14 protein-coding genes are annotated in these 15625 nt (G+C 73.6%); 8 read left to right on the top strand and 6 right to left on the bottom strand.

Annotated elements, in window-relative coordinates:
• Positions 1-60: 60 nt before the first annotated feature.
• A complete protein-coding gene (locus ACIO5D_RS02095; RefSeq protein ID WP_363610353.1) occupies positions 61-795 on the top strand; it encodes a polyprenol monophosphomannose synthase in 735 nt (244 codons plus the stop codon).
• 84 nt (positions 796-879) lie between these two features.
• Positions 880-2112, top strand: a complete 1233-nt coding sequence (locus tag ACIO5D_RS02090; RefSeq protein WP_363610355.1) for an aromatic acid exporter family protein — start codon at positions 880-882, stop codon at positions 2110-2112.
• A gap of 244 nt (positions 2113-2356) precedes the next feature.
• Here the strand turns inward: ACIO5D_RS02090 and ACIO5D_RS02085 are convergent, their stop codons facing one another.
• The 3 genes from ACIO5D_RS02085 to ACIO5D_RS02075 all read right to left on the bottom strand — a co-directional run bounded on the left by ACIO5D_RS02085 (position 2357) and on the right by ACIO5D_RS02075 (position 6593).
• Positions 2357-4333, bottom strand: a complete 1977-nt coding sequence (locus ACIO5D_RS02085) for a phosphocholine-specific phospholipase C (protein WP_400793632.1) — start codon at positions 4331-4333, stop codon at positions 2357-2359.
• 85 nt (positions 4334-4418) lie between these two features.
• Positions 4419-5861: an endonuclease/exonuclease/phosphatase family protein gene (locus ACIO5D_RS02080; protein WP_400793630.1), complete on the bottom strand. Its 1443-nt coding sequence runs from the start codon at positions 5859-5861 to the stop codon at positions 4419-4421.
• 285 nt (positions 5862-6146) lie between these two features.
• On the bottom strand, positions 6147-6593 hold the full coding sequence (locus tag ACIO5D_RS02075) for an SRPBCC family protein (RefSeq protein WP_363610361.1): 447 nt from the start codon (positions 6591-6593) through the stop codon (positions 6147-6149).
• A 318-nt stretch (positions 6594-6911) separates the two neighbouring features.
• Here ACIO5D_RS02075 and ACIO5D_RS02070 point away from each other — a divergent pair, with 318 nt between their 5' ends.
• From ACIO5D_RS02070 to ACIO5D_RS02055, 4 genes are all read left to right on the top strand, one after another.
• Positions 6912-8006 (top strand): mechanosensitive ion channel family protein, encoded by a 1095-nt coding sequence (locus ACIO5D_RS02070; protein WP_400654932.1) that lies wholly within the window; start codon positions 6912-6914, stop codon positions 8004-8006.
• A 100-nt stretch (positions 8007-8106) separates the two neighbouring features.
• Positions 8107-9102: an RNA polymerase sigma factor SigF gene (locus tag ACIO5D_RS02065; RefSeq protein WP_400793628.1), complete on the top strand. Its 996-nt coding sequence runs from the start codon at positions 8107-8109 to the stop codon at positions 9100-9102.
• A 120-nt stretch (positions 9103-9222) separates the two neighbouring features.
• Complete coding sequence (locus ACIO5D_RS02060) at positions 9223-9615, top strand: STAS domain-containing protein (protein ID WP_363610367.1); 393 nt, start codon at positions 9223-9225, stop codon at positions 9613-9615.
• Between the two features lie 244 nt (positions 9616-9859).
• Positions 9860-10348, top strand: a complete 489-nt coding sequence (locus ACIO5D_RS02055; protein WP_400793626.1) for an ATP-binding protein — start codon at positions 9860-9862, stop codon at positions 10346-10348.
• Positions 10349-10496: 148 nt separating this feature from the next.
• On the opposite strand, the gene ACIO5D_RS02050 is transcribed toward ACIO5D_RS02055, so the two are convergent.
• The gene (locus ACIO5D_RS02050) at positions 10497-10910 is read right to left on the bottom strand and encodes an SsgA family sporulation/cell division regulator (protein WP_363610371.1); all 414 of its coding nucleotides are present in this window, start codon (positions 10908-10910) and stop codon (positions 10497-10499) included.
• A gap of 243 nt (positions 10911-11153) precedes the next feature.
• Here ACIO5D_RS02050 and ACIO5D_RS02045 point away from each other — a divergent pair, with 243 nt between their 5' ends.
• A complete protein-coding gene (locus ACIO5D_RS02045) occupies positions 11154-12029 on the top strand; it encodes a DUF4328 domain-containing protein (RefSeq protein WP_400793625.1) in 876 nt (291 codons plus the stop codon).
• Between the two features lie 76 nt (positions 12030-12105).
• On the opposite strand, the gene ACIO5D_RS02040 is transcribed toward ACIO5D_RS02045, so the two are convergent.
• On the bottom strand, positions 12106-13434 hold the full coding sequence (locus ACIO5D_RS02040; protein ID WP_363610375.1) for a deoxyribodipyrimidine photo-lyase: 1329 nt from the start codon (positions 13432-13434) through the stop codon (positions 12106-12108).
• Positions 13435-13866: 432 nt separating this feature from the next.
• Entirely contained in the window at positions 13867-14133 is a 267-nt protein-coding gene (locus ACIO5D_RS02035) for a metal-sensitive transcriptional regulator (RefSeq protein ID WP_363610377.1), read from the bottom strand.
• A 499-nt stretch (positions 14134-14632) separates the two neighbouring features.
• On the opposite strand from ACIO5D_RS02035, the gene ACIO5D_RS02030 reads away from it, so the two are divergent.
• Positions 14633-15463, top strand: coding sequence for an SAM-dependent methyltransferase (locus ACIO5D_RS02030; protein WP_400793623.1), 831 nt, complete (start codon positions 14633-14635; stop codon positions 15461-15463).
• Positions 15464-15625 lie beyond the last annotated feature (162 nt).

Here is a 15625-nt window from a genome sequence, read left to right as displayed (position 1 = left end):
TAGTGGACAACCGTCCGACGGGGCGAGGGCCCCGGCCGGAGATCGCGCGAGGGACAGAACATGGTCGAGGCCTCCCCCAAGGTCGTTGTGGTCGTACCCACGTACAACGAGCGGGAGAACCTGCCGGTCCTCGCCGGCCTGCTCGCGGAGCTGGAACTGCCCAACCTGCACCTGCTGGTGGTCGACGACAACTCGCCGGACGGCACCGGCGAGGTCGCCGACAAGCTCGCGGCGGACTCCGGCGGCACGATCGCCGTACTGCACCGCACCGGGAAGGACGGCCTCGGGCGGGCGTACCTCGCGGGCATGGGCCGGGCCCTCGCGGAGGGGGCCGACGTGGTGATCCAGATGGACGCCGACCTGTCCCACCCGGCCTCGGTGCTCCCGGTCATGGTGGAGACCCTGCTCGCCGACGACACCGCGGTGGTGCTCGGCTCCCGCTACGTGCCCGGCGGCTCGACCGCCGAGGAGTGGCCGTGGCACCGGAAGGCGCTGTCGGCCTGGGCGAACTTCTACGTCAACGCGATACTCGGCCTGGGCGTCAAGGACGCCACCGCCGGGTTCAAGGCCTGGCGCGCCGACACGCTGCGGGCGATCGACCTGCCGTCCGTGAACAGCAACGGGTACTCGTTCCAGGTCGAGATGAACTACCGCGCCGTCCAGCGGGGGCTGCGGATCCGGGAAGTTCCGATCCGGTTCGAGGAGCGGGTCAAGGGCGCGTCCAAGATGAGCCTCGGGGTGCAGGTCGAGTCGGCGCTCGCACCCTGGAGGCTGCTGCGCGACGGCCGCCGCTGACCGACGCGGGCCACGGCCGGGGCATTCGGGTACCGGTCGGCCGATCCGCGGTGTAAGGCGCGGTGAGCGGGAAAGAAGGGCGGCATGCCCGTTCTCCCGGAACCCCTCGTCACCGCGGTCCGGCGCCGTGCCAGGGAACCCGCCGTCGTCCTGACGGTCCGGGCCACGGTGGCCGCGACCCTCTCGTACGCGGTCGCGGTGCGGCTGAGCAGCGAACCGGCCCCGCTGACCGCGCCGCTCACCGCGCTGCTGGTCGTCCAGGTCACCCTCTACTCCACGCTGACGACCAGCATCCGCCGGGTCAACTCGGTCGTGGTCGGGGTGCTGATCGCGATCGGGTTCAGCACCGTGACGGGGCTCTCCTGGTGGAGCCTGGGGCTGATCGTCCTGGCGTCGCTGACGATCGGCCAGTTCGTCCGGGTGGACGAGTTCGTGAACGAGGTCGCGATCAGCGCGATGCTGGTCCTGGGGGTGACCCGGCTGGCCTCGCAGGCCTGGGACCGGGTGCTGGAGACGGTGATCGGCGCCGCGGTGGGTCTGCTCTTCAACCTGCTGTTCGCCCCGCCGGTCTGGGTGGACACGGCGGGCGAGTCGATCGAGGACCTGGCCCGGCGCGCCCGCCACCTGCTCCTGGGCATCGCCGAGGAGCTCGGCCGGCCCACCCCGGTGGAGCGCGCGGCCGAACGGCTGCACGAGGCCCGCCGGCTCGACCAGGCCATCGCGGACGTGGACGGCGCGCTGCGGCAGGCGGAGGACAGCCTGCGCCTCAACCCCCGGATCAGCGAGGGCCTGCTCTCCCGGCTGGTGCTGCGTACCGGACTGGACACGCTTGAGATCTGCGTGGTCGTGATCCGGGTGCTGGCCCGCTCACTCACCGATCTGGCCAAGCGGCGAGCTCCGGGCGAACGGCTGTTCCCGCAGGAGGTGGCCGTCGGGCTGGAGGAGTTGCTCGACCACGTCGGCGGCGCGCTGGTCAGCTTCGCGGTGCTGGTCACCACCCAGGTGAGCCGCAACGCCGAGGAGGCCGAGCAGCGGCTCGGCGCCGAGCTGGCCGCCGCCTGGGCCTGCCGGGAGAACGTGGCCCAGATGCTGCTGCGCAAGGTCCAGGACCACCCGGAGGCCTGGCAGCTGCACGGCGCGATACTGGCCGAGGTCGACCGGATCCTGGACGAACTCGACCTCGAACACCGCAGCCGGCGGCTGATGGAGGAACTGGACCGGGCCTCGGTCGCGAGCCGGGAGCGGTTCTCCCGACTCGCCTGGCTGCGCCGGATCGTCCGCGGCGAGCGGCTGCGGCCGGCCCGGGCGAGGCGATGACGGCACCTCGGGTCGGTCCGACCGGGGCATCGGCCACGGCTCCCGCGGGAGGGGCGGCCGGTTTCGAGGCAGGTCCTCAGGTTGGAGAGCACCACCGACCAGCCGGCCTCGGCGTCGGCGAGTCCGGCGGCGGGCAGGGGCTGGTGATCTTCCGCATGGCTTCGACGCCGGCGGCGGGCCACGGCCGGGCGGCCGGGCCACGGCCGGGGGTCACCGCGTTCGGCGCCCCCGGCCGTGGCCGTGCTCAGTGCACCCAGCCCGCGTAGCGCTGGGTGAAGCGCAAGCCGGTGGCGGCCGTCACGACGACGTCGTAGCGGCCCTGCTTGTCCAGCGGCCAGGCCAGGTTGACCTGCTTGCCGGGCTTGACCCAGACGGTCTGCGCGGTGCCCGCGAAGTCGTTGGGCGCGGCGGTGAAGCCGAGGTCGGTGAGGCCGTCGTTGACCAACTGGAGGGTCAGCCGGGAGGAGTTGACGAGGTCGGCCGTCACGATCGGTACGCCGATGTCGTTCTGGCCGTCCTGGCCGTCGCGGACGACGGTGCCGGCGAAGCGGCGGACGAAGCCGTCCGGGCCGTGGACGGTGAAGTCGTAGCGGCCGTTGGTCCCGGCGGCGTCCCAGACGTGGGTCGCGGTGGCACCGGGCGCCACGGTGTAGGGCGTGCCCGCGAACGGGAGCAGGATGTTGGGGTAGACGGTGTAAGGGAAGGCGACCGTCCCGTCGTTGCTCATGGTGCAGGTGACCCTGCCGGTCCTGCGGTCCACGTCCACGTCGGCCCAGGGCTGGTACGGCAGGTGGCGGTGCGGGCGTTCGCCGCGCTCCTGGACGGGCATGGACTGGGTGCCGGCCGCGGGCAGGGCGACGCCCGGCAGCTTGGTGCCCGCGTCGGCCCTGGCCATCAGCGCGTTGGTGTCGGGGAGCCCGGGTATCGAGAGGTCCGGTGCGGCGAAGTCGAAGCAGCTGGTGAGATCGCCGCAGACGGCCCGGCGCCAGCCCGAGATGTTCGGCTCGGTGACACCGGTGACCAGCTCCATGAAGCGCAGCACCGAGGTGTGGTCGAAGACCTGGGAGTTGACCCAACCTCCGCGCGACCACGGGGAGATGACCCAGAGCGGGACTCTGTTGCCGAGGCCGATCGCCCGGCCCTGGGTGAACTCCTCGGGCGTGCCGGGCTCCGGGGTGGGCGGGACCATGTGGTCGAAGTAGCCGTCGTTCTCGTCGTACATGACCAGGAAGACGGTGTGCTGCCACACCTCCGGGTTGGACATCAGCGACTGGAGCGCCGTGTTGACCCAGTGCGCGCCGTACGCCGGGCCTGCCTCCGGGTGTTCGGAGAACAGGTAGGGCGCGACCAGCCAGGAGATGGTCGGCAGGGTGCCGTCCTTGCAGTGGGCGTCGAAGGCGGCCGGGTCGAACCTGGTCATCGCGTTGATGTACCGCGGGTCCGTGGCGGGGAAGTTGTGGAACTGCTTGAAGTACGACAACGCGTTGTCGTCGTAGTCGCCGGTGCGGTCGTCCTTGCTGGGGTTGTGGTAGACCCGCCAGGAGACGCCCGCCTCCTGGAGCCGCTCGGCGTAGGTCGTCCAGTCTGCGACGGGGTTGTCGGTGACCGGGGTGTTGTCGATCCACGGGCCGGTGGTGCCGTCCCGTCCCGGCCCGGCGGTACCGGTCCACAGATAGAGGCGGTTGGGGTCGGTCGGCCCGGCGAGGGAGGTGAAGTAGGCGTCGCAGAGGGTGAACGCGTCGGCCAGGGCGTACTGGTAGGGGATGTCGTCCCGGGTGAAGTAGCCCATGGTGCGCTCGCCCTTGGCGGCGATCCACTTGTCCATCGCGCCGTTGTTGATCGCCTGGTGGCCGGTGGCCCAGTCGTGCGGCAGGCCGCCGGCGTTCTGCGCGTTGTACTTGGAGGTGTCCATCCGGTACGGCAGCATCACCCCGCCGTCGCTGCGGCGGGCGTCGGGCTGGCGGAACACGTCGCCGCCGTCCGGGAAGCGGAGCGCCTGCTTGTCACCGAAGCCGCGGACGCCGGCCAGTGTGCCGAAGTAGTGGTCGAAGCTGCGGTTCTCCTGCATCAGCACGACGACGTGCCTGACGTCCTTGATGGTGCCGGTGAGCCGGCCCGCGGTGGGTGCGGCGCCGGCGGGTGCGGCCGGGAGGCCGACGACGGCGGCCGCACCCGCGGCCGCGGTGGCGCCGACGAAGGTGCGGCGGGAGAGATCGGACATGACGAACTGGCCTCTCGAAGCTGTGGGAACCGGCTGGGCCGCGTGAACCGGCCGTGCCGGGTGGGCGGTCAGAGCTGCGGAGTGCTCAGAGCCGGAAGGTGGCGACGGCGGCGGCCGTGTCGGACGGCCACTGGTTGGCGGCGACGGCGTCCGGGTCGGTGCCGGTGGCGGGCCAGTCGGCGACCAGTGTGTGCGCCTCGACCAGCTTCAACGAGCCGGTGTACAGGACGTAGTCGATCCGGTCCTGCGGCTCGGGCCGGCCGCCGCGCTGCTTGCGGACCGGCGACCAGGTGAAGCCGGGGGCCTTGACCGGGTTGCGGTTCTCCTCGCGGAAGGTGTCGGTCAGTCCGGCGGCCTGGAGCACGGTGGTGACCGGCCAGGCGAGCGGGCCGACGCCGCCGTGCGCGGTGGCGGTGGCCGCCGTCCAGTCCAGGTGCGAGGGCGAAGAAAGCGCCCCGGCGAGGACGACCGGGGTGCGCCCGGCGGCGTCGGCCCGGACGGCGGCGGCCAGCGCCCTGGCCTGCTGGAGGCGGACGGAGGCGTTCTCGGCGGCCGTCACCTGGGCGGCGCTCTGGCCGTCCTGGACGGCGTAGGGACCGTAGTTCGCCTCGTCCAGGTGCGCGGCCCAGAAGCGGACGGTCCGCCCGCCGGGCAACTGGAGGGTGACACCGGCGGCGGGCAGCGCGGCGGTGACGGGCGTGACGGCGGTGAGCGGGTAGCGGCTGAGGATGCCCACACTGCCCGGGCTCTGGTAGGCGTACCAGCCGAGCGCGTCGGCGAGCGCCCGGGCCGCGGTGCCACCGGTCTCCTGGAGGGCGAGCACGTCCAGGCCCTGGGCGAGCACCACGCGCAGCTGCTTCTCCAGCGCGTCGGTGGAGTGCGTGCCGGCGTCCCAGAGGTTCCAGCCGGCCGCCTTGAGGAGCAGCGGCCCGGCCGGGTCGGCGACCGGGATCTGCACGGTGACGGTGTCGGTGGCACCCGCGCTGTCCTTGACGCCGACGACCACCACCTCGGGGTTCTTCGATGCCGCGGGGGCGGTGCCGGTCAGGGTGCCGTCGGCGCCGACGGAGGCCCAGGCCGGGCCGCTGACCTTGCGGAACGCGGCGGTGCCGGCCGGGTTGCCGGCCGGGCGGGACCAGAGCCCGCCGAGCTTCACGGTGACGGCGGCGCCGGGGGCCGCGGGGGCGGTGGTGAGCGCGTCGACCGCGCTGTGCGGGCGGACCACGACGGGCTTGGGCCGGAAGCTGAACGGGACCGTCTGCGCCAGGATGCCGTAGCCGTCCTTGGCCAGCAGGTAGGCCGTGTAGGGGCCGCCGGTCAGCGCGGAGGTGTCGAGCTGGACGTCGCCGGACGCCGCGGCGGTGTACTTCCAGAGCAGCGAGCCGCCGTTGCCGGGCCGGCGGGTGCCGTCGTAGATGCCGACCCAGTTCTTGGCGTCGGGGGCGTCGGTCGTCCAGTGGAAGGTGAGCTTGTCGCCCTCGAAGGGGTTGGCGGAGGAGGTGAGCGCCAGGGCGCTGCCTGTGGCCACGGTTGTCCTGTCCGCCGCTCGGGAGGCCGGTCCGCGGGGGGGCGGGGACCGCGGCCCGTCCGCGGCTGGTCACGGAGGCTGGGTAGGGCTGCCCGCAGTTGGCTGTACAACTGGGGGCGGGCCCCATTCATCCGAAGGTCGGCGACCAGGACATGAACGAGGTGTGACGGAACATCGGGCGGTGCGGGAACTCCGGCCCGGCCGGGCCGACGGGACGCGGCCGGGCGGAGTGGACCAAGTGGGTCCGGTGGACCGGGTGGACCGGCACCGGTCGGCGGCCGCCGGTCAGCCGGCCGGGGCCGGACCGCCGTGACCGCGCCCCTCCTCGACGAACCGCTTGAAGTCGTGCAGATCGTCGATGACCTGACGGTCCACGAAGCCCAGTGCCTCGCCGATCCGTTCCAGCAGTCCGTGCGGCTCGACGTCCAGCTGGAGCATGATCTTCGTGGTGCCCTCGCCGATCCGGTGGAAGGTCACCACCCCGGCCTGACGGACCTCGCCGGCCACGGTGGCCCACGCCACCCGCTCGTCCGGCACCACCTCCGTCGTCCGGGCCTCGAACTCCCGCTGTGCCCCGGCCACACCGACCACCCAGCGGGTCAGCCCGGGGCTCCGCCGCTCGATGCTGACCACACCCCGCATGAACCGGGGGAACTCCTCGAACCTGGTCCACTGCTCGTACGCCGCCGAGAGCGGCACGTCGACCTGGACCGACTCCTCGATCTTCGTCATCGTGCGTCCCTTCCTCCCGAGGTACCGGCCACCGTCCGGCGGCCGCTCGCCGAACCGCCTGCCCCGCCCGGGCCGGACCATGCCCGGCTTCGGCGTACCCGGTTTCGGCGTGCCCGGCCGCGGAACGGACCGGCACCGAGGCTGACCGGCTCCGGACGGTCCATCGGACCGGCCCGCCGGACCGGGACTTCCGGCCGGACCGGCGTGAACGACGGCGCAGCGGGCAGGCGGACGCCCGGCCCGGCCGCTCCCCCGCGGCGGCTGCGGAGCGGGCGGGCCACCCGGAGCATCCCGAGCGCGTCCGAAGGAGGGATCCGTGTGGAGGGGTGGAGCCTCGTCCGCCTGCTCGCCGTCGCCTCGGCGGCGGCCATCGCCGCCTACGTCCTGAACCTGGCGTCCGAGGCGGTCGCCCGCCTGCTGGCCGCGCGGGGACACACCGGCCGGGTGCCGGCCCTCCTGCGCGGCTGCCGTCCGCCGCTGCTCGCGGCCACCGCCTGCGGGCTGATCCTCGCCGGAGAGCCGTGGGTGCGCGCGGCCCCGGCGGTCCACGGGGCCGTCCGGCATCTGCTGGTGCTCGCCGCCATCGCCTCCTGCGCGTGGCTCACCGCGCGCCTGGTGCGGCTGCTGGTGGACGGCGCGCTGCACCTCGCCGTCCGCCGGCGCGACCCCGCGTGGGCGGGCCGGGCCCGGACCCAGGCCGGACTGCTCGGGCGGATCTGCCAGGCGGCCGTCGCGGTGGTCGCCCTGGGGGCGATGCTGATGACGTTCCCGGCCGTCCGCGGCCTCGGGACCAGCCTGCTCGCCTCCGCCGGACTGGTCGGTGTGGTCGCCGGGATCGCGGCGCAGAGCACCCTCGCCAACCTCTTCGCGGGCGTCCAGATGGCCTTCGGCGATCTGGTCCGGATCGGTGACGTCGTGGTGGTGGCCGGGGAGTGGGGCACGGTGGAGGAGATCACCCTCACCTCGGTGGTGGTCGCCACCTGGGACCAGCGACGGCTGGTCATGCCGATGTCCTACTTCGCGGGCCGGCCGTTCGAGAACTGGTCCCGCCGGACCAGCCGGATCACCGGGACGGCACTGATCCACCTGGACCACAGCGCTCCGGTGGCCGCACTGCGCATGGTGTTCGACGACTTCCTGGCCAAGAACGCGCTCTGGGACGGTGAGGGCAGGGCCCTCCAGGTGGTCGACACCACACCGACCACCATCGTGGTGCGCGCCCTGATGACCGCCGCCAACGCCGACGACGCCTTCGAGCTGCGCTGCCAGGTCCGCGAGCACCTGGTCGCGCACGTCCACGAACACCATCCGCACGCGCTCCCGCGGGTGCCGGTGGCGCCCGCCGCCGGGCGGCCCGGGGAGCCGTGCCCGACGGCGGCCGACCAGTGTGAGGACCCGCGCCCCGGAATGTGACAAATCTCCTTCACGACTTCGTCACACCGCCGGGAGGAATCACCTCGGACATCGCGGGTACAGGGGCACGGACCGTCGCGGAACCGATGAAAGGACCGACATGGCTGCGCCCAGTGATGCCCTCCTCGCCCCCGCGCACTCGTTCGCCGAAAGCCAGGCCCGGACGAGGGACGCGGGTCCGGGCGGTGGAGTGCCCGGACCGAGGCCCGAGAGCCCCGGGACGCCCAGGACGCCCGGAACAGCGGAGATTCCGGAGATTCCGGAGATCGCGGAGATCACGGAGATCACGGAGATCACGGAGATCACGGAGATCACGGCGCCGCGCGAGGTCGCGCCGGCCGACGCACGCGCGCTGACCCGCACACTGATGCGGCGGCTCGGCGGGCTGGAGGAGGGCACCCGGGAGTACTCCTACGTCCGGGCCACCCTGATCGAGCTCAACCTCTCCCTGGTCCGCTTCGCCGTCCGGCGGTTCAGCTCCAGCCGCGAACCGCAGGAGGACCTCGTCCAGGTCGGCACCATCGGCCTCATCAAGGCGATCGACCGGTTCGACCCGGAGCACGGGGTGGAGTTCACCACCTTCGCCCTGCCCACCATCCTCGGCGAGATCCGGCGGCACTTCCGCGACACCACCTGGGCCGTGCACGTCCCGCGCCGGCTGCAGGAGCTGCGGCTCACCCTGGCGAAGGCCCAGGAGCTGCTGTCGCAGCGACTCGACCGCGCGCCGACCGTCGCGGAGCTGGCCGGGCACCTCTCGCTCTCCCAGGAGGAGGTGATCGAGGGACTCACCGCCGCCAACGGGCACACCGTCGGCTCGCTGGACATGAGCACGGACCCGTCCGAGGACTCCAAGGGCTCCCTGCTGCACCGGCTCGGTGACGACGACAGCAGGCTGGAGAAGGTCGAAGACCTGGTCTCGCTCAAGCCGCTGGTCGCCGCGCTGCCGGAGCGCGACCGGCTGATCCTCTCGATGCGGTTCGTCGAGGAACTCACCCAGTCCGAGATCGGTGCCCGGCTCGGGGTCTCCCAGATGCATGTCTCCCGGTTGCTGAGCCGGACGCTGAAGCGGCTCCGCGACGGTCTGGACGAGGACTGAACGAACGTGTCCCGGCCGCCTCGCGGCCGGGACGCCCGTCCGGCGGCCCCCGCGCCTTGGCCGCCGGCTTTCCCCCGCGTAAGGTCGGAGGGCACTCTCTGGAGGGGAAAGACGACAACCATGCCAGTCGATCACGAGCAGTACCCGACGGCGACGGCCGCGCCCGTCGTACCGGCCGCGCTGACCGTCGAGGTCCGGCACACCGGGGCCGAGGCGGCGGTCTGCGCGGTGGCGGGCGACCTCGACATCGACAGCCTGTCCCCCGCCGAGGAGGCGCTGGCCTCGCTGGTGAAGCAGCGCCCGGCGCTGGTGGTGGTCGATCTGGAGGCCGTGGGCTTCTGTGATTCCTCGGGCCTCAATCTGCTGCTGAAGACCCGTCTGGCCGCCGACGCGGCCGGGGTCGGGTTCCGGCTCGCGGCGATCGCCCCGCCGGTCGCCCGGGTCCTGGAACTGACCGGTGCCGGCGCCGTGTTCTCGATCCACGAGTCGGTCGGCGCGGCGCTCGCCGCGTGAACGGCGGGACGCTGCCCGGTCGCGTCGCGCCCGGGCCCTTCGGCAGGTGCCACCGCGCCGCTCCGGTTCGCCGCCGGGCGGGCGGCGATCGAATCAGCCGCTCCAGGAATAACTCCGGGCCACCCGGGAATCCGACCAGACGACCTGCGACCGCGAAGAGCATGCACGGCGGAGAGCACCCAGTGCGGAGGACACCCGTCGCGAGGCACGCTCACCGCGAAGAGCACGAAGGGGTGAACCGCATATGACGAGGGGCCGGGGCACCCTGGACGACAGCCGGTCCGGCGTCGGCCCGCCGGCGGCCGGCCAGCGACGGCGGCTGCTGCTGGCCGGGCTCCCCAAACCGGTGGCCCGTGCCCGGGCGTTCACCCGGCAGGCGCTCGCCGACTGGTCGTGGCTGACTCCGGAGGACGGCGCCGACCCCGACGTGGTCGACGACGTCATGCTGCTCGTGGCCGAACTGGTGGCCAACGCCATGATGCACGGCGGCGGCCCGTTGGAGCTCCTGCTGGACGCCACCGGCGAACGCCTGCGGATCGAGGTGAGCGACGGCGAGGCCGCGCTGCCGGAGCCGCAGCTGCCGCACCGGCCCGGCCTGCCGGGCGGCCACGGGCTCCTGATCGTGCAGCGGACCGCAGACCGCTGGGGCGCCGATCGGCACGCCCGGGGCAAGGCGGTCTGGGCCGAGGTCGAGGCCCGGCGGCTGGCCCCGGGCCTGGCGGCCGGCCGCTGAACGAACGGTCAGGACGCCCGGGGCGGGTGTTCCGACCGGATACTCGGGGCGCGCTCGGGCTGGGCGGCTCGGGCTCGTACGGAGCGCACGCCGAGGCGGCCCGGGGCGGTCACCGGCCCCGGGCCGCACGGCCGTCCTCCGGGGCCGCTCAGCCGGACTCCCCCACCAGCTCGGCCACCGTGTCGGGCCACCGGACGAGCCGGTGCTCGGCGCCCGGCGCGACCTCGTCGTACGTCCGCGCGAGGAAATCGGCGAGGTCCCGGGCCGGCAGCACCACCACGGCGCAGCCCTCGTCCCCGTGGAACTCGACGCCGACCAGGTCGGGCGACCACGGCCCGACCCGGAGGTCGCCCAGACCGGCGGGCGCGCGCAGCCCCGTACCGAACAGCTCTCGGGCGGCCGTCCAGGACAGTGAACCCTCCGGCTCGGCCGAGGCGTTGGCCCCGAAGCCGAGCGAGAGCGCGAAAGGGTCGCCGGGGTCGTACCGCACGGCCATCAGCACCGGTCGGGGTCGCGGCCCGACGATGCACGCCTCGATGAAGTCCTCGATGATCTGGGCCACGGTGCGCCCGCCCTCCCTGGTCGTGAATCCGCTGCCCGCCCGGTGTCGGGCGCGATCTGTCGGACTTGCGTTGATACCGCCGCTGAGCTGGGAATTCTCGATGGCACCGAAGTGCAGCAACCCCATAGAGTCGGCGGGCCCGCCCCGGTCGGGGCGATGGTCTCACCGGTTCGCGCGTCGAGAGCGCGCGACGGTCCAGGAGTTGACGGTCTGATGATGTGTGTGGCTTGCGGGGTGCGCCCCGTGGCGAGTGGGAACTGGCGCTGCTTCGGCTGCGCGGAGGCGGCGCCGGAGTGGCCCGCGGCGTACCGTTCGCCGCACGGCCTGGCGGTGGCGCTCTTCGTTCTGCTGGGCCTCGACGGGTTGATCTCCCTGGGGCTGGTCGCGACCGATCTCTGGGCCCACACGTTCTACGGCCGCCTGATCGACGGGACGGACGACGTCGACAGCGGCCTGCTCGACACCCTGAGCACCCTGTCCGACGGGCTGAGCGGGCTCGCCGCCCTGGCGATGGTGGCCACCGCCGTGGTGTTCGTCATCTGGTTCTACCGGGTGCGGCAGAACGCCGACCTGCTGACTCCGAACGGGCACCGCCTCGGCAAGGGCTGGACCATCGGCGCCTGGATCACCCCGCTGGTCCACCTGTGGTTCCCCTGGCGGCTGATGGTGGACTGCTGGCAGGCGAGCGCCCCGCCGGCGGCGGACGGCCGACGGCGCACGATGCCGCAGACCATCCTGACCCTGTGGTGGTCGGCCTGGGTCGGTTCCCTGGTGATCGGGCGGATCTCGAACACCCTCGCGGACTCGTCCGATCTGGACATCGTGCGCGGTGCGGTCCTCCTGGAGGCCGTCGGGGAGACGATCAGCCTGGTGGCAGCCGTGCTGGCGATCGTCGTCGTCCACCGGCTGACCTCGATGCAGCAGGCCCGCCGGACGATGATCGATCCGTTCGCCGCCGCCCTGGCGGTCAGGGCGGTCGCGGGGCACGGAGTGGCGGCGGCGACCGGCCCCACGGCGGCCGATACCTCAGGGGTCGGTACGGCAGGGGTCGGTACGGCAGGGGTCGGTACGGCAGGGGCGGCCGCCGCCGGCCCCACAGCCGCCGAGCCGCCGCGCTGAGCCGGGACCGCGGCTCCGCCGCAAACGCCCCGGGGTGTCCGACGGCCGGCGCGGCGGGCCGGCGGCACGGGCGGGCTCAGCCGAGTCCGCGGGCGTGGCGCAGACGGGCGGAGACGGCGTCCGGGTCGACGATCGGGGCGGGGTAGCCGGCGGGCGGCGGGTCGAGGCGCCACGGCCGGTGGGCGGCTCGGCCCGCGAGCCCGGCCAGCTCGGGCACCCAGCGGCGGACATAGGCGCCGTCCGGGTCCAGCCGGTCGGCCTGGGCGAGGGGGCTGAGCACCCGGTTGGGCCGGGTGTCCGTGCCGGTACCGGCCACCCACTGCCAGTTGAGCTGGTTGTTCGCCAGGTCTCCGTCGACCAGGAGGTCCAGGAAGTGGCGGGCGCCGATCCGCCAGTCCTTGTAGAGGGTCTTGGCCAGGAAGGACGCCGTGACCAGCCGGGCGCGGTTGTGCATCCAGCCCTCCTCGGCGAGCTGGCGCATCCCGGCGTCCACCAGCGGGAAGCCGGTCCGGCCCTGGCGCCAGGCCTCGCACTCCTCGTCGTCGGGCAGCCAGCGGTCGCCCCGGGGCCGGTAGTCGCGGTGCGCGGCCTCCGGGCGGGCGGCGAGCACCTGGTGGTGGAAGTCCCGCCAGACCAGCTGCCGTACGAACGCCTCGGCGCCGCTGCCGCCCCGGCGTTCGGCGGCCGCGACCAGTTCGGCGGCCGAGAGACAGCCGAAGTGCAGGTAGGGCGAGAGACGTGACGTGCCGTCGGCGGCGAGGTCGTCGTGGAGGTCCCCGTACTGTTCGAGCGGGTAGGCCTGCCACCGCCGCCGCCCGGCGCTCTCGCCGCCGGGCGGCAGGCCCGGCGAGTCGGGGGCGGCGACCGGGACGGGCTCGCTCGCGATCCCGTCGGGCGTGCGCAGCACCTTCGGCACCCGGTGCAGGGTGCGGCGCGGGGTCTGCTGCCAGGCCCGGAAGTACGGGGTGAAGACGGCGTAGTGGTCCTTGCCCTCGGGGGTCACCGCGCCCGGCACGGCCACGGTCAGGGAACCGTCGTGGACACGCAGCCGCTCGCCGAGCCGCTCGCGCAGGGCCTGCTCGCGACGGTGCGCGAAGCCGCTCACACCGGCGGCGACATGGACCGAGACGGCGTCCACCTCGGCGGCGAGGCGGGCGGTCTCGGCGGCGACGGGGCCGCCGCGCAGCACCAGCCGGCCGCCGAGCGGGCGCAGCGAGGCGTCCAGGTCGGTGAGGCAGTCGGCGAGGAAGGCGGACCGGTTGGGCGGGGCGAAGCCCACGGCGGCGACGGCCGGGTCGAGGACGAACAGCGGCACGACCTCGTCGGCGGCGTCGGCGGCGGCCCGGAGCACGGGGTTGTCGTGCAGGCGCAGGTCCTGGGTGAACAGGGCGATGGAGACGGTCATCAGTGGCGGCCCGGTGGTTGTGGTGACGGTTCCGGAACAGGGTCGGGGTCGGGGGTCGGCGGGGACGGCGCCCGGGGTGGGCACCACGGCGAGGCATGTGAGCCTGTCACCCGGCCGGGCACACGGCAGGGCGGCGCGCCGGACGACGGGCCGGTACCGGGCCGTCGTCCGGCGGTTGTTCGGAGCCGGCGACGGTGCGGACGGGTCTGCCGGAGCGGCGGCGGTCGTCTCGTCGTCGCGGGCCCCTGCGGGGGCGGGCGCAGCTCGGCCGGGCGGCGTCCGGCCATGACCTCCCCGGGCCGCACCGGCACCGGGGGCCGGCGCCCCCTGTACCGAGCCCGTCGCACGGTGGTCGCCGCAGACGGACCGGCCGGGTGTGTACCGGCCGGTCCGGATCGGCGGATGCGGGGCCGGCGCCCGGGGCGGGCCGGGTCAGGCCAGGGTGAGGAAGAGCTTCTCCAGCTCGGCCTCGCTCATCGGCGGGGCGTCGGTGTCCGCGGCCGCCATGCACTGACGCATGCCGCTGGCCACGATCTTGAACCCGGCCCGGTCCAGGGCCCGTGAGACCGCCGCCAACTGGGTGACGACGTCCTTGCAGTCCCGACCGGCCTCGATCATCGCGATCACTCCGGCCAGCTGGCCCTGCGCCCGGCGGAGGCGGTTCAGGACCGCTCCGACCGCTTCCTCGTCCACCTGCATGTCCGGGCCGCCTTTCATGGTGATGACCAGTCCCCCAGTGTACCCCGCGGGGTATCGCGGCCCTTGCGGCAAAGGACCGGCTCCGGGGCAGGGCCCGGCTCGCCCGACGAGCACGGGCTCACCCGATCAGGTGAAAGCGGAAAAATCGCGTGCGCGGAGAGCGACAGCCGATCTACCTTGAGTCACCCGAACGCACATCCGGGCCGCCCGGCGCCCGGATCGACAGGGAGGACCACTCATGACATCCACGATCCATGGCGCACGTCCCGCCCACCCCGAGAACGCGGACGAGCCGCCGCGCCCGCGCGTGACCGTCCCCGACGGTGGGCCGATCACCGACGCCCGGCGCCCGGCGGCCGCTGAAGGGGCGTCACATATGAGGCAAGTGAGCCATTTCCGCACAACAGCGGGTGAAGTGACCATCCGTGCACGGGGATCCACCTGAACACCTAGGCTGTCCGCCAATAGATCATCAGATCATAGGTGCGGGGAGGCAACGGTGGAGTACGAGACGATGCGGGAGCACGGTGAGCCCTCCGTCCCCGCCGATCTGCACCCCGAGATCCCGCATCCGGCCCGGATGTACGACTACTACCTGGGCGGGAAGGACAACTTCCCCGCCGACCGCGCCGCCGCCGAACGGGCGCTGGCGGCGAACCCCGAGTTCCGGTCCACCGCACGGGCCAACCGGGCCTTTCTGCACCGGGCGGTGCGGACGGCGGCGGCCCTCGGCCTCGACCAGTTCCTTGACATCGGCACCGGCATCCCCACGGCCGGCCATACCCATGAGATCGCGCAGACCGTCAATCCGCGATCGCGGGTCGTCTATGTGGACAACGACCCGATCGTGCTGACTCATGCGCGCGCCCTGATGGCCGGGACGCCCCTCGGCCGGACCGCCGTGCTCCAGGCCGATCTGCGCGACCCGGCCGACGTCCTCGCCGCCACCAAGGCCGAGCACCTGCTCGACTTCGGACGCCCGGTGGCACTGGTCCTCGCCGCCGTACTGCACTTCCTGCGGGACGAGGACCGGCCGTACGAGGTGGTGCACACGCTGCTCGACGCACTGGCGCCCGGCAGTTGTCTGATCCTGTCGCACGGCACGGCCGACTTCATCCCCGCCGAGGTCCGCGACCGGGTCACCGGGGTCTACGACAGGGCCACCGCCCCACTGGTCGGCCGCAGCCGGGAGCAGGTCCAGACGTTCCTGGACGGGCTCGAGGTGCTGGACCCCGGAGTCGTCACCGTCCCGCTCTGGCGGCCGGACGGCGCTCCCGGCGAGGGCGCGGAGCGGGTCAGCATGTACGGCGCGCTGGCGCGCAAGGCGTAGGCGGCACGGGCCCCGAGCGGTAGGGGCCCCGAGCGGCGCGCGGCGAGGCCCCGCCGAAGCCGTCGGACAGGCCGTCCAGCCGGTGCACTCCGCACCACCCCAACGCGCCAGTAATCCCCAGCGGGGATCGGGGGGTTAGCCCCATGCCCCGGACCGTCAGCA

This window comes from Kitasatospora sp. NPDC087315 (assembly GCF_044744345.1).
GTDB lineage: Bacteria > Actinomycetota > Actinomycetes > Streptomycetales > Streptomycetaceae > Kitasatospora.
The sequence above is the reverse complement of the archived record's forward strand: the minus strand, read 5'-3'. Positions and strand labels throughout refer to the sequence as shown.